12 protein-coding genes are annotated in these 13,320 nt (G+C 68.9%); 3 read left to right on the forward strand and 9 right to left on the reverse strand.

Going from position 1 to position 13,320, the window contains the following annotated elements; all coding sequences use genetic code 11:
- Window positions 1-30 precede the first annotated feature (30 nt).
- Together AC13CR_RS14770 and AC13CR_RS14775 are read left to right on the forward strand one after the other, a co-directional pair.
- Complete coding sequence (locus tag AC13CR_RS14770; RefSeq protein ID WP_292956721.1) at window positions 31-2,214, forward strand: OmpA family protein; 2,184 nt, start codon at window positions 31-33, stop codon at window positions 2,212-2,214.
- Window positions 2,215-2,244: 30 nt separating this feature from the next.
- A complete protein-coding gene (locus AC13CR_RS14775; RefSeq protein ID WP_292956724.1) occupies window positions 2,245-2,574 on the forward strand; it encodes a hypothetical protein in 330 nt (109 codons plus the stop codon).
- A 288-nt stretch (window positions 2,575-2,862) separates the two neighbouring features.
- On the opposite strand, the gene AC13CR_RS14780 is transcribed toward AC13CR_RS14775, so the two are convergent.
- From AC13CR_RS14780 to fsa, 6 genes are all read right to left on the reverse strand, one after another.
- Window positions 2,863-3,807, reverse strand: coding sequence for a DMT family transporter (locus AC13CR_RS14780; RefSeq protein WP_335661260.1), 945 nt, complete (start codon window positions 3,805-3,807; stop codon window positions 2,863-2,865).
- 28 nt (window positions 3,808-3,835) lie between these two features.
- The gene (locus AC13CR_RS14785; RefSeq protein WP_292956727.1) at window positions 3,836-4,720 is read right to left on the reverse strand and encodes a 50S ribosomal protein L11 methyltransferase; all 885 of its coding nucleotides are present in this window, start codon (window positions 4,718-4,720) and stop codon (window positions 3,836-3,838) included.
- Window positions 4,720-5,295 (reverse strand): peptide-methionine (S)-S-oxide reductase MsrA, encoded by a 576-nt coding sequence (gene msrA / locus AC13CR_RS14790; protein ID WP_292956730.1) that lies wholly within the window; start codon window positions 5,293-5,295, stop codon window positions 4,720-4,722. The genes AC13CR_RS14785 and msrA overlap by 1 nt, the downstream gene beginning before the upstream one ends.
- Before the next feature lie 211 nt (window positions 5,296-5,506).
- Window positions 5,507-6,406, reverse strand: a complete 900-nt coding sequence (locus AC13CR_RS14795; protein WP_292956809.1) for a tyrosine recombinase XerC — start codon at window positions 6,404-6,406, stop codon at window positions 5,507-5,509.
- 35 nt (window positions 6,407-6,441) lie between these two features.
- Window positions 6,442-7,155: a DUF484 family protein gene (locus AC13CR_RS14800; protein WP_292956733.1), complete on the reverse strand. Its 714-nt coding sequence runs from the start codon at window positions 7,153-7,155 to the stop codon at window positions 6,442-6,444.
- Between the two features lie 33 nt (window positions 7,156-7,188).
- Window positions 7,189-7,842, reverse strand: coding sequence for a fructose-6-phosphate aldolase (fsa, locus tag AC13CR_RS14805; protein ID WP_292956736.1), 654 nt, complete (start codon window positions 7,840-7,842; stop codon window positions 7,189-7,191).
- Window positions 7,843-8,161: 319 nt separating this feature from the next.
- On the opposite strand from fsa, the gene AC13CR_RS14810 reads away from it, so the two are divergent.
- A complete protein-coding gene (locus AC13CR_RS14810; RefSeq protein WP_414692500.1) occupies window positions 8,162-10,363 on the forward strand; it encodes a primosomal protein N' in 2,202 nt (733 codons plus the stop codon).
- A 15-nt stretch (window positions 10,364-10,378) separates the two neighbouring features.
- On the opposite strand, the gene AC13CR_RS14815 is transcribed toward AC13CR_RS14810, so the two are convergent.
- The 3 genes from AC13CR_RS14815 to AC13CR_RS14825 all read right to left on the reverse strand — a co-directional run bounded on the left by AC13CR_RS14815 (window position 10,379) and on the right by AC13CR_RS14825 (window position 13,134).
- Window positions 10,379-11,299, reverse strand: a complete 921-nt coding sequence (locus AC13CR_RS14815) for a lytic transglycosylase domain-containing protein (RefSeq protein ID WP_292978698.1) — start codon at window positions 11,297-11,299, stop codon at window positions 10,379-10,381.
- Between the two features lie 43 nt (window positions 11,300-11,342).
- Complete coding sequence (locus tag AC13CR_RS14820; protein WP_292956745.1) at window positions 11,343-12,170, reverse strand: hypothetical protein; 828 nt, start codon at window positions 12,168-12,170, stop codon at window positions 11,343-11,345.
- A 121-nt stretch (window positions 12,171-12,291) separates the two neighbouring features.
- On the reverse strand, window positions 12,292-13,134 hold the full coding sequence (locus tag AC13CR_RS14825; protein ID WP_414692170.1) for a L,D-transpeptidase: 843 nt from the start codon (window positions 13,132-13,134) through the stop codon (window positions 12,292-12,294).
- Between the last annotated feature and the right edge of the window lie 186 nt (window positions 13,135-13,320).

A 13,320-nucleotide genomic window follows, 5' to 3' on the forward strand; every position in this document is an offset into this window, starting at 1 on the left:
TGCGACCCGCAACAGCCGAAGGCCCATCGCATGGCACCCTTGCGCCGCAGGATTTCCCCGACTTTGGCCACGATCCTCGTCCTCGCTCTGGCGGGCGGGCTGAGCTGGTGGGGCGCGCGATCCACGGCGGCTTTCATCGAAGATCGGTCGTTGCAGGATGTCCAGGTCGCGCTGCGCAGCGCAGGATATGACTGGGCCGGGGTCGAGACTGACGGGTTGCAGGTGCGGCTGACAGGCACCGCGCCAAGCGAGGTGGACCGTTTCCGCGCCATGACGCAGGCCGCCACGGCAGTCGATTCCAGTCGCATCCTGGATCAGATGACCGTCGCCGCCGCCGAGGCGCTGGACCCGCCCGATTTCAAGGTCGAATTGCTGCGCAACCCGCAGGGCATTTCGCTGATCGGGCTGGTTCCGGCCTCGACCGACCGCAACGCGCTGCTGCGGTCGCTGCGCAGCGAAACCTCGGCGCCGAAAGTGACCGACCTGCTGGAGACCGCCGATTACAAGCTGCCCGAGGGCTGGCAGGCGGCGCTGGATTACGGCATCCAGGCTGCCCAGATGGCCGGCAGCGCCAAGATCTCGATCCAACCGGGCGCGGTGACGGTGGCCGCGATCACCGACAGCCGCGCCGAAAAGGGCCGGCTGGAAACCGCGCTGAAACGCGCCGTGCCCAAGGGCGTCAGGCTGACCAGCCAGATCACCGCGCCGCGTCCGGTCATCGCGCCGTTCACGATGCGATTCGTCATCGACGGCGACGGCCCCAGGTTCGAGGCCTGCTCGGCCGCAACCGAAGACGGGCGACAGCGGATCCTTGAGGCGGCGCTGAGCGCGGGGTTGCAGGGCAAGCCGGGCTGCACCCTGGGCCTTGGCGCACCAAGCCCGGATTGGGACGAGGCCGCCGAGCAGGCCATCGCGGCGGTGGCGCGGCTGGGGCAGGGAACGGTCACGATTTCGGACGCCGACGTGGCTCTGACCGCGCCCGAGGCGGTGACGCAGGTGCGCTTTGACGAAGCGGCCGGTCGGCTGGAACAGGCCCTGCCGCGCGTCTTTTCGCTTCATGCCGAACTAGAGCGTGAATCCGGGCAGGATGCCGGGCCGGCGGAATTCATCGCCGCGCTGAGCGGCGACCGGGCGCTGTCGATGCGCGGCCGGATCGCCGACGTGCCGATGCGCGAGGCGGTGGACAGCTTTGCCCGCGCCCGCTTTTCCGAGGTGGACAGCAGCCTGCGCAGCGATGCGGCGGTGCCGGATGGCTGGACGGTGCGCGTGATCGGCGCGCTGGAGGCGATGGCCGTTCTGGAAAGCGGGACCGTTCAGGTCACTCCCGACATGCTGCGGATGGCCGGCACCTCGGGCGATCCGAATGCCGCCGAAAATGCCGCGGCCGCCCTGTCGAACCGGATCGGGGCCGGCGCGCGCTATGCCCTGTCGATCCGCTATGACCGCCGGCTGGACCCGGCGCTGGACCTGCCCGATGGTCAGGAATGTGTGCGGCGGCTGAACCTGATCATGTCCGAATCCGAGATCGGATTCGAGCCGGGCAAGTCCACCATCGCGGGCGATCCGCAGCCGACGCTGGCGCGGCTGGCCGAGGCGATGACCGAATGCGCGGATTTCCAGATCGAGGCCGGCGGGCATACCGATGCGCAGGGATCGCAAGGGTTCAACGCCGATCTGTCGCGTGCCCGTGCGCAGGCGCTGGTGGCGGCGATGGCCGAGGCCGGGATCGACACCGCCAACCTGACCGCACGCGGCTATGGCGAAAGCCAGCCCATCGCCAGCAACGACACCGAGGCCGGGCGCGAGGAGAACCGGCGCATCGAGTTCCGTCTGTTGTCGGAGATGCCGATCCGCAATACCCCGCTGCCGGTGCCGATCCTGCGCGAGGGTGTCACCAGCGAGCCGGTCGCGCCGCTGCAGGGACCGCCCGCGCCGGACATCGCGACCTCCTCGGGAATGGCGCCCGAAGGCGGCGCGGCCACGTCGATCGATGCCGTTCAGGGACCGCAAAGGCCGCAGGCGGGCGAAAGCCGTGCGGTTCCGGCGACCGTCGGGGTCAGCGAACAGGTTCCGGCACTGGACGATCGCGACGAAACCGTTAGGCTTCCGGTTCAGACGCCCGGCGCCGACACGCCCCGCCCCTCGCCCCGGCCCGAGGATGCCGCGACATCCGCGACCGGGCAGGAACAGCAAGACACCACCCCCGCGCCATAGCGAAAACCAGAGCGACCAGAACCAGAGCGCATGAACCGAACCGAATTCATCACCGTCACCGCCATCATCCTGTTCGGCGCCTTCCTGCTGGGCTGGATCGCAAGCTGGATCGTCCATCGCCTGACCCGGCGCACCCGTGCCGACATGTCCGAATTGGACCGAATGGCCCAGCAATTGCACGATACCGAAGAACAGCGCGACCAGGCCGTCGCGCGCCTGGAAGAGGTCGAGGCAGACCTGTCCAGCCGCCTTGCAGGGACCGAATCGGAACTGCAGGCCGCGATGGACGGGCTGCGCGAAAGCCGCGCCGAGGTCGAGGAACTGCGCGACTATATCGAGCGGAAACTGGTCCGCCGCTGAGATCGGTCGCGCAAGCCGGCGAGCCGTGCCGCCGATCCTCGCCCTGCGCGCCCGTCGTCCCAACCCGGCCTGCCGGCGTGCTGAACAAGGCGATGCGCATCAGGATCGCGCCTTTGCGACAAGGGCGGCAGCCGCCGATCGCGATCGTGACGCGCCCGCCGATCGGGCGGTTAGCGGAACATGACCTTGATGTGCAGGGAATGGCTTCTGCTCGACTGCTTTTCACCCAATGGATGCAGCCAATGTTTCAAGAAGGCAGGATACGTTTCGACCTGGAATCATACCGCTTTAGACCGCAGCCCGCCTGCGCGCCTCTGCCCTGATGTTGAAATAGTTTCCCGTCAGGATCAGCGTCGCGCCCAGGATGACCAGAGGTCCGATCGGCTCGTCGTAAAACACCATGCCGACCAGCGCGATCACCGGCAGGCGCAGGAAATCGAACGGCATGACCAGCGTCGCGGGCGCCAGCCGCAGGGCGTTGGCGATGCAGAAATGCGCCGTCAGCCCGGCCCCGCCGATCAGCGCGATCCACAAGGCCGTCTGGCCCGAGGGCAGGGCGACATCCCCGTCCAGCCCGGCAAGGAGAAAGCCCAGGACGGCCTGCATGACCGTCATCCACCACAGGATGCAGGCGACGCCGACCCGCGCGGTCAGCTGCTTGGTGAGGATATAGGTCAGCGCGAAACCCACCGCGCTGCCCGCCGCCGCGATCAGGCCCGGTGTCAAGGGCGCCGCGCCCGGCCGCGCCACCAGCAGGATACCCGCGAACCCCAGGGCGGCGGCAATCATCCGCGCCTGCGTCCACCGTTCGCCCAGAAAGAAGCGCGACAGCACCAGCGCCCAAAGCGGCGCGGTGAATTCCAGCGCGAAGACCTGCGCCAGCGGGATCGAGAAGATCGCGAAGAACCACAGGTTCTGCGCCGTGAAATGACAGATGTTGCGGGCCAGGTGCAGCCCCGGATCGCGCAGGTTGACGACATGCCAGCGGCCGCGCAGCGTGATCAGGCCGCCGACGATCGCGATCCCGACCAGCGAGCGCCAGGCCATGATCTCGAACGTGTCCAGCGACAGCGACACCGCGCGCCCGGCCACCGCCATCGAGGTGAAGGACGCGACCGCACCCAGCATCCAGACCGCCGCGACCAGCGGATTGGCCGGGTGCGGCGCCGGAATATCGGCCCGCGCGCTCATCTCGTGATCTCCGGCATCGGCCCGCATCCCCCTGGCCCGCATGGCTAGCGCGGCCTTGCAGCCGATGCAATCAGGCCGGCCCGGCCGGCCGGCGGGTCATCGTCAATGTGACCCATTCGCCCAGATCGTCGCGCCGGTCCAGCGCAAATCCCGCCGCCTCATAGGCCGCGATGACATCTTGCCCCTGATCGCCGAGGATCCCGGACAGGATGATCTTGCCGCCGGGCGACACATGGCGCGCCATTTCGGGCGACAGATCGATCAGCGGTTGTTTGAGGATGTTCGCCAATACCAGATCGAAGGGCGCGGCCTGTTCCAGGATCGGATGATCGAAACCCGTGGCCTCGATACATTCCACCCGGCCGTCCAGCCCGTTTGCGATCACATTGGCCGCCGCGGTATCGACCGCCACGCGGTCGATGTCGCCGGCCACGACCGTGACCGGCCAGATCCGTGCCGCCCCCATCGCCAGAACCGCCGTGCCGCAGCCGATATCGGCAATCCGATGCGCCTGGTAGCCGTCATCGGCCAGCCGGTCCAGCGCCTCCAGACAGCCCTTGGTGGTGCCGTGGTGGCCGGTGCCAAAGGCCATCGCGGCCTCGATGCACAGGGCCTCGACGCCCTGGGGCACCTTGTCGGCATCATGGGCACCATGGACGAAGAAGCGACCCGCCTCGACCGGTGTCAGTTCGCGCCGCACATGGGCCACCCAATCGACCTCGGGCAGTTCCGAGATCACGAAAGGCTCGGCCCGCCATGCGGCGGCCAGCAGCGCCAGGGCCACCTCGTCCGGGGCTTCGAGGAAATAGAGCCCGACCTCCCAGCGATCCGATCCGTCCTCGATCTCGAACACGCCGGCGCCGACGGGTTCGGGGGTCAGATCCTCGCAGGCCTCGGCCAGCGCCTCGGCGGGTTCGCGGCCGGCAAGATGGGTCAGGGCGGTGAAGGTGGGCATCAGATCGGGTCCGGGTTGGGCAGGGACGCCTCTACCCCTGTCCCCTTCAACCCGCAATAACCGTCGGGATTCTTTTCCAGATATTGCTGATGCGCCTCGGGGGCCGGCCAGAACGCGCCCTTGTCGATGATCTGCGTGGTGATCTTGCCAAAGCCCTCGACCGCCAGCCGGTTGCCGTAATCGATCTTCGAGGCCTCGGCGGCGTGTCGCTGGCTGGAATTGAAGACCATGATCAGGCTGCGATATTGCGGGCCAACATCGTTTCCCTGCCGGTCGCCCTGCGTCGGATCGTGGTTTTCCCAGAACAATTGCAGCAGATGATCGTAGCTGATCAGCGAACTGTCAAAGACCACGCGCACCACCTCGGCGTGGCCGGTATCGCCCTTGCAGACCTGCTCATAGGTCGGGTTCTCGGTCGAGCCGCCGGCAAAGCCTGCCTCGGTCAGCCAGACACCGTCCTGTTGCCAGAACAGCCGTTCGGCCCCCCAATAGCAGCCCATCCCGAAGATCGCCTGATCCAGGCCGTGCGGCACCTCGGCATCCATCGGCCGGTTGAAGATCGCATGAGTCGTCATCGTCGCATCCTTCTGATCGTTGTGCCATAACGCGCCTGCCCGCGCGCCGGTTCGCCGCGACAAGGCGCGATCTTTCCCCTGCCTTCAACCCCCTGCGAGGCGCGACGGCCCCGTGGCGTCGCGCCGGAAGGTGCAGGCCAGGACATGGCCAGCGGCGCGCGGCGGTTCAAGCCGCCTGACGGTTCCACCGGAAGCGGCGATGCCGCGGCCGCTAGCGGCGCGGATGCGCCGCGCGATAGACCGCCATCAGGTGCGCGTCGTCCACGCCGGTATAGACCTGCGTGGTGGACAGGCTGGCATGGCCCAGCAATTCCTGGATCGTGCGCAGATCGCCGCCGGCGGCCAACAGATGTGTGGCGAATGAATGGCGCAGGGCATGTGGCGTGGCACTGGGCGGCAGGCCCAGCGACGCCCGCGCCCGTCGCAACGCCCCGGCGATCTGGTCCTGTCCCAGGCGCCCGCCGCGCACGCCCCGGAACAGGGCCTGATCGGGCGCCAGCCGCCACGGGCATTGCGCCAGATAGGTTCCGACCGCCGCGCGCGCGGCCGGCAGGATCGGCACCTGCCGCTGCCGGCCTCCCTTGCCGGTGATGGTCAGCGCCTCGCGAAAGGGCCAGTCGCGCCCGTGCAGCGCCAGCGCCTCGGAAATCCGCAATCCGCAACCCCAGAGCAACGTCATCACCGCCACGTCGCGGGCCGCGACCCAGGGGCTGCCATGCCCGTCGGCCACGACTTCCAGCGCGTCCCGCGCCTCGGCCGGCGACAGCGGCCGGGGCAGCGACCGGGCGTATTTCGGGCTGCGGCTGGACAGCGCGGGCGACAGGTCGAACCCCTCGCGATCCGAGATCCAGCGCAGAAAACTGCGCACCGCCGATTGCCGCCGCGCAAGCGACCGTGGGCCCAGTCCCCGCGCCCGTTCGGCGGCGGCAAAGGCCCGCATGTCGGTCTGTCGCAGCGCGGCCAGCGATTTCGGCGTGGCGGGCGCGCCCTGATGGCCACCCAGGAAGGCCAGGAAGGCCAGCAGGTCGGCACGATAGGCCCGGATCGTATGATCGGAGCGGTCGCGCGTCGCGGCCTCGGTTTCCAGCCAGCGCGCCAGGGCCGCCGCCATGGCGGGGGCAAGGGCCAGCGGGCCGGGCGCCGCGGTCACGATTTCAGGCGGCCCAGCAGGATCAGCCGGAACACCTGCCCGAAAAAGCGCAGCAGGTCGGTGCCCTGCGCGGGCATGAAGCGCGCCGGATCGGCGCTGCCCATGACCAGCATCGCCCGCGGCCGCCGCGCGCCCAGATCCAGCGGCAGCAGCGCCTCGGACGCCACGTCGCGGCCATGGATCGGGCGGGTGATGGGCGAGGCCGGTCGCAGCACGATGTCGTCGCCGCGCGGCACCCGCCTTCCCGCAGTGACAATCCGGCCCAACGCGCCTTCGGGGGCGATCACCACATCCTCGGGCAGATGCGCGATCTCGGGTTCTTCCTCGACCACCAGCCGCAGGGTTTCGACCCGCAGCAGCGGCGCGATATCGGCCTGGAGACTGTCCACCAGCTCGGTCAGATCGGCCGATTCCATCAGCCCGACCACGGCGCGATGAACGACCGCCGTGCCCGACTGGTTGTCATAGGCGGCGGCGATGACGTTCTCGTGCTGCGACTCGAGCCGGTCCAGCCGGGTCTCCAGCGCCTCCATCGCACGGCCGCGAATGTCGATCACGTTCTCGCCGATCTCGGATTCGCGGGCGGCGACCAGCGCCCGCATCAGGTCGCGATCGGCCAGCAGGATTCCCGGATCGGCCAGCAACCGGTCTCGGGTTTCCGGATCCAGACCCGGATCCTGCTGTGCCTCGGCGGTCGATTCGACGCTCATTCTGCCCCTTTCCGCCGCCTTGCCGCGGCTGTTTCAGCCGATCTTCTGACCGGTCTTTTCCCAATCGGCAGTGAACTGCTCCAGCCCCTTGTCGGTCAAGACGTGCTTGGCCATCGCCTTGATAACGGCCGGAGGTGCGGTAATCACGTCACTGCCGATCTTGGCGACCTCGATGATGTGATTGACCGAACGGATCGAGGCGGCGAGGATCTGCGTCTCGTAGCCGTAATTGTCATAAATCTCGCGGATATCGGCGATCAGGTCCACGCCATCCAGGTGAATGTCGTCCAGCCGCCCGATGAACGGGCTGATGAAGGTTGCCCCGGCCTTTGCCGCCAGGATCGCCTGGGCGGGGCTGAAGCACAGGGTGACGTTGACCATCTGGCCTTCGCTGGACAGCGCCTTGCAGGCCTTCAGCCCGTCCCAGGTCAGCGGCACCTTGACGGCGATGTTGTCGGCGATCTTGGCCAGGTGCTTGCCCTCGCGGATCATGTCCTCGGCCTTCTCGGCGACGACCTCGGCGCTGACGGGTCCGTCCACGATATCGCAAATCTCGCGGGTGACCTCTTCGATGTTGCGGCCGGCCTTCAGGATCAGCGAGGGATTGGTGGTGACGCCGTCCAGCACACCCAACTCATTCAACTCCCTGATGGCATCCACATCGGCGGTATCGACAAAGAATTTCATGGCCCGGCTCCTCTGATAGGCTACGGGCCGGGTGATAGCGCAAAAGCCGTGGCCCGGAAAGGGGCGGCGGGCCGCGCCCGGGAATGGCGCGAAGGGCTGCGGCCGTCCGCGGGCGGGCGCAGCCATGATCGTGTCAGGCCATGCATGATCCGGGCATGCCTTGCATGCGATGTCACGCGCATGGCGGCGTCCGGGCGCCGGTCCCATGGGGCGGATGGGCGCGGCCGGGGCGGGGCTGATACAGTGCGGGCCGACCGCAAGCCCTGGACGGTCGAGAACCCCTTGCAACCTGCATTCCCCGACGTCTTTATCGCGCATGATGCCCGACCCCGCCGCCTTCCTCGCCCCCCGATCCCGCATCGCGGTCCTGACCTGCGAGCCGGTCGGCGTGCTGGACTACCTCGCCCCCGAAGACGGCGTGCGGCAGGGTGCGCTGGTGCTGGTGCCGCTGGGGCCGCGCCGCGTTCTGGGCCTGGTCTGGGGCGAGGGCAGGGGCGATTTCGACCTGGCCAAGCTGCGCCCCGTGGCCCGGATCCTCGATGCCGAACCGTTCCGGCCGGGGTTCCTCGACTTCCTCAGCCGCGCCGCCGACTACACCCTGACCCCGCCGCCGCTGATGCTGCGCATGGCGACCCGCGCCCCCGACCTGGACCAGCCGCCCGCCGCGCGCCGGCTCATCGTGCCCGCCGGCGATCCGCCCGCGCGCATGACCGAGGCGAGAAGCCGCGTCATGGACGTCATCGCCCGCCACGGCGGCGCCGGTTTCGCGCCGTCCGAACTGGCCCAACTGGCCGGTGTCGGCACCTCGGTCGTCAAGGGCCTGGTGGCACAAGGCACGCTGGCCGAGATCCAGGCTCCTCGCGATACCCCCTATCCGCGCCTCGATCCCGGTCGGCCCGGCAAGCCGCTGGCCCCCGATCAGCAGGCCGCCGCCGACACCCTGCGCGCCGCCATCCGCAAGGGTGGCTATGGCACCACCCTGCTGCGCGGGGTCACCGGATCGGGCAAGACCGAGGTCTATCTGGAAGCCGTCGCGGAATGCCTGCGCGCCGGTCGTCAGGCGCTGGTCCTGCTGCCCGAGATCGCGCTGTCGGCGGAATTCCTGGACCGGGTCGAGGCGCGTTTTGGGGCGCGGCCCGGCGAATGGCACAGCGGTATCACCCGGACCGAACGCCGCCGGTTGTGGCACATGGCGGGCCGGGGCGAGGTCGGGCTGGTGGTCGGCGCCCGCTCGGCCCTGTTCCTGCCCTTCCACGATCTGGGCCTGATCGTCGTCGACGAGGAACATGACAGCAGCTACAAGCAGGAGGATGTGGTCTATTACAGCGCCCGCGACATGGCGGTGCTGCGCGCCTCGATCGCGGGGGCGCATGTGGTTCTGGCCTCGGCCACGCCCAGCCTGGAAAGCTGGGTCAACGCGGCCAGCGGCAAATATGCCCGGCTGGACCTGCGAAGCCGCTATGGCGAGGCGGAACTGCCCGACATGGCCGCCATCGACCTGCGCGCCGAGGAGATGCCGGCAGGACGCTGGATCTCGCCCACGCTGGAAGGGGCGGTCAAGACGCGGCTGGCCCGCGGCGAACAATCGCTGCTGTTCCTGAACCGGCGCGGATTTGCCCCGGTCACCGTCTGCCGCGCCTGCGGCGAACAGATCGGCTGCCATCAATGCGACGCGCGGATGGTCGAACACCGTTTCCAGAACCGCCTTGTCTGTCATCAATGCGGCGAGACGCGCCCCATCCCGACCGCCTGCCCCGCCTGCGGGGCCGAGGGCAGGCTGGCCCCGATCGGCCCCGGCGTCGAACGCATCGCCGAAGAGGTCGCCGCGACCTTCCCCGACGCCAGGGCGACGATCCTGTCATCCGACCTGTTCCATTCGGCCCGCGCGCTGAAGGACACCATCGCCCGGATCGCCGATGGCGATACCCAGATCATCATCGGCACCCAGATCGTCGCCAAGGGCCACAACTTTCCCCGCCTGACGCTGGTCGGCGTGATTGACGCCGATCTGGGCCTGCAAGGCGCCGATCTGCGCGCGGCCGAGCGGTCCTTCCAGCTGATGCGGCAAGTCGCGGGCCGGGCCGGTCGCCAGTCGGGTGCCGCGCCGGGCCTTGCGCTGCTGCAGACCCACCAGCCCGGCCACGCGGTGATCCGCGCCATCCTGTCGGGCCATGACGAGGCTTTCTGGGACGCCGAGGCCGCCGGCCGCCAGGCCGCCGGGATGCCGCCCTTCGGCCGGCTGGCGGGCGTGATCCTGTCGCATCCCGACCTTGGCGTGGTCAGCGATTTCGCCCGCCACCTTGCCGCCCATGCCGGACCTCTGGATCACGCCGGCGCCGAATTGTGGGGTCCGGCGCCCGCGCCCATCGCCCGCATCCGGGGGCGTCACCGGATGCGGATGCTGATCCACGCCCCGCGTCAGGCGCCGCTGCAAGCGGCCATCGCCGACTGGCTGGCGCCGCACAAGCTGCCGACCAACCTGCGGCTGGCGGTGGATATCGACCCGCAAAGCTTTCTGTAGGCCGCGCGCCGCGGTTCAGTTCTTCAGCACGATGCAGTTGCCGCCCAGCCGTTTCAGCCTGATGCAGAAGGCATAGGCCTCGCCCCGGCTTTCATAGCCGATCTGGGCGGTATAGACGGGCTGCGCGATTCCGCTCAGGCGCTTTCTGACATAGCCCACGCGCCTGCCATCCAGAAGCGGGCGCAGCGTCCGGTTCAGCCGCGCCACCTGTCCCTGCGCGACCGCGCGGCTGCGATGGCTGGCGACGATCACGCCCCAGGGAAAGACGCGCGGCTCGACGACGAATTCGCGCAGGCCGCGATTGCCGGCCAGCGATTCGCAGGCCGGCCGGAACGGCCGGTCGGGATCCAGAGCCAGCTTCAGGTCCGCCGTCTCGGGCGGATTGTCGCGCCAGCGCCATGCGTTGAATCCGGTGATCGCCTCGACATAGTCCTGCGTCTCGTAGGGCAGCACGGTTTCGCTGGCAATGAACCGCGCCGCCCGTGCCTCGCCGCCGTTATAGGCAATCGCGGCCAGCCCGATATTGCCCGTCATGTCCGTAAGATAGCGAAGATACCACGCCGCCTTGAAGATCGCCTGGGCCGGGTTGAACGGATCGTCCAGATCGTAAAGCCGGGCGGTTTCAGGCATGAATTGCGCGATCCCCATCGCGCCGACCGGACTGATCGCGCCCGGCTCGAACCGGCTTTCCTTCCACAACAGGCGGGCCAGGAAATTCGGATCCAGCCCGCGCTGCGCGGCATTGCGTTCCACCAGCTTGCAGACATCCGCCACATAGCGGGACCGCCGCACGCAATCGCGGCCGTCATCGGTGCAGCGGATCTCGTCGCTTTGCCGGGCCGGGGGGCGGCCGTGGACGGCATCGACGGCGGGCCGGGCGGCGACCGGGGCGGTTGGAAGAAGCAGGATCGCCAGGATCGCAAGGATGCGCGTCACGACAATCTCTCTTTCCGAAAGGAGCCTGCCTTGCGGCCCGGACTCAGCCCTTCTTCGCCTTCTTGCGGGTCTTCTTCAGTTCGACCGCCGCCTCGGCGATCTCGATCTTGGCCTTGTCGGCGGCGCGTTCGGCCTTGCGGGCGGCCTTTCTGGCGTCACGCGCGGCCTGCTTTTCGGCTTTCTTCGCATCCCTTTCGGCCTGCCGGGCGGCCTTGCGTTCTGCGGTGCGGGCCTTTTTCTCGGCCTCCATCTGGGCCAGCCGCGCGGCCTTGCGTTCGGCCTTGCGCGCAGCCTTGCGCGCGGCCTTGCGCAGTGACTTCGCTTCGTTTGCGGCCGCCGTCGAGGCGTCGGGCGCGACCGTCGGGGCGGGCGGTTCGGCCGGGGCCGCGGGCTGGGCGGCGGGTGCCGGTGCCGGTGCAGATGCGGGCTGGGTCGCGGGCGCCTTGGCCTTCGCCACGCGGCGCGAGCCTGTGCGCAGGTCGGTCTTGCGGGTCTCGGCCTTGGCTCGCCCTGCCGGTTTGCGCGTGCTCGACGCGGGGGCGCGGCGCGCGGCCGACGATGCCACAGCGCGCGACGGCTTGTCCCCGGCGGGCTGCTGCCCTGCGGCCTTGGTAGCGGGCGCCAGGGGCAGCTTGCGCTTGCGCCGCTCGAGGTGAAGCCGACGCAGGGCCGTGGCCAGAAGATCGGCCGCACCGGGCCGGCCCTCGGTGACCGGGCCGCTGGCCCCGGTCATCTCGGCCTCGATCTCGGCTATCGCGCGGTACAGCGCCGCATCCTTCAGCGCGCCGATCGCCGGGGCGCGGCTGGCCGCGACCAGCGCGACCTGACCCGGCGTCAGGATTTCCTTTTCCAGCTTGGTGTAATTCGGCATCGCAATCCCCTGGATCCGGCGCAATCCGCTTCGGAGGGTGCGAAAATTCGCGTCCCTTTGCAACGGCAAAGACCCCGGCGCGGTGCCGGGGCCTTGCAAGACGTCGCGTCGCGCGGCCGCCTCAGTATGCGAAGCCCATGCTGTCGACCGGCGCAACGCCGCTGGCGGTGATGACGGTGGTCGTCGGCGCCCCGCCCGCCGTGGCGCCGGGAACGCCGGCATCGGCCGCCGCCATGCCACCACCCTCGGGCTGGACGTAACCCTCGGGCGTTTCGCGCATCGGGCCTTCGATGCGCAGGCTCTCGGCCTGGCTGCGCACCTTCACCTTGGTGCCAAGTTCGACCTGGTTGAACAGATCCATGACATCCTGGTTGAACATGCGGATGCAGCCGGCCGAGGTGGCCTTGCCGATCGAGGACGGATCCATCGTGCCGTGGATGCGGTAATAGGTGTCGCGGCCGCCCTCGTAGAGATACAGCGCGCGCGATCCCAGCGGGTTGTCCAGCCCGCCCGACAATCCGCCGGCGAACTGGCTGTAAAGCTCGGGTTCGGTGCGGATCATGTTGTCGGTCGGGCGCCAGTCGGGCCATTCCTGCTTGCGCCGGATCGTCGCCGTGCCGCTATAGCCCTTGCCGGCGCGGCCGACCGCGACGCCATAGCGCATCGCCACGCCGGGCGCGGTGACATAATAGAGAACCCGCGCATAGGGATCGACGATGATCGTGCCGGGGTCTTCCGGACCGTTATAGGCGACCTGCTGACGCTGGTTGCGTTCGGTCAGATAGGCGGCGCGAACGGCCGGGATATTGACCGGCTCGCCCTGCGGCCCGGTATCGGTGCGGGCCTGATAGACCGCCGGAACCGGCGGACCGGCCAGCAGCGAGGCGGATGTCGTCTGGGTCGTGGGCGCGCAGGCGGCAAGCCCAAGGGCAATCGCCGAAGCAAGGGAAACGAGGCGCAGCATGCGTTCAATCCTTCATTTGTCGCGGACCATCGCCGGCAGAGGCGCGGCCGCAGGCAGCAAGAGTTCGTTCCGGATGTCACCGCCGGCGGCAGAACCGGCCGTGATTCCTGCATGAGGTCATCAGCCCGCCCCATGCGAACAGCGTCAACCCATGCACATTCCGATCAAGCCGATTCGGCCGGTCTT

The sequence above is a fragment of the Paracoccus sp. L-17 genome (genome assembly GCF_056857655.1).

Coding starts and splice junctions, on each gene's coding strand:
- AC13CR_RS14770 (WP_292956721.1), top strand. CDS start 31: ATGGCACCCTTGCGCCGCAGGATTTCCCCGACTTTGGCCACGATCCTC.
- AC13CR_RS14775 (WP_292956724.1), top strand. CDS start 2,245: ATGAACCGAACCGAATTCATCACCGTCACCGCCATCATCCTGTTCGGC.
- AC13CR_RS14780 (WP_335661260.1), bottom strand. CDS start 3,807: ATGCGGGCCAGGGGGATGCGGGCCGATGCCGGAGATCACGAGATGAGC.
- AC13CR_RS14785 (WP_292956727.1), bottom strand. CDS start 4,720: ATGCCCACCTTCACCGCCCTGACCCATCTTGCCGGCCGCGAACCCGCC.
- msrA (WP_292956730.1), bottom strand. CDS start 5,295: ATGACGACTCATGCGATCTTCAACCGGCCGATGGATGCCGAGGTGCCG.
- AC13CR_RS14795 (WP_292956809.1), bottom strand. CDS start 6,406: ATGGCGGCGGCCCTGGCGCGCTGGCTGGAAACCGAGGCCGCGACGCGC.
- AC13CR_RS14800 (WP_292956733.1), bottom strand. CDS start 7,155: ATGAGCGTCGAATCGACCGCCGAGGCACAGCAGGATCCGGGTCTGGAT.
- fsa (WP_292956736.1), bottom strand. CDS start 7,842: ATGAAATTCTTTGTCGATACCGCCGATGTGGATGCCATCAGGGAGTTG.
- AC13CR_RS14810 (WP_414692500.1), top strand. CDS start 8,162: ATGCCCGACCCCGCCGCCTTCCTCGCCCCCCGATCCCGCATCGCGGTC.
- AC13CR_RS14820 (WP_292956745.1), bottom strand. CDS start 12,170: ATGCCGAATTACACCAAGCTGGAAAAGGAAATCCTGACGCCGGGTCAG.
- AC13CR_RS14825 (WP_414692170.1), bottom strand. CDS start 13,134: ATGCTGCGCCTCGTTTCCCTTGCTTCGGCGATTGCCCTTGGGCTTGCC.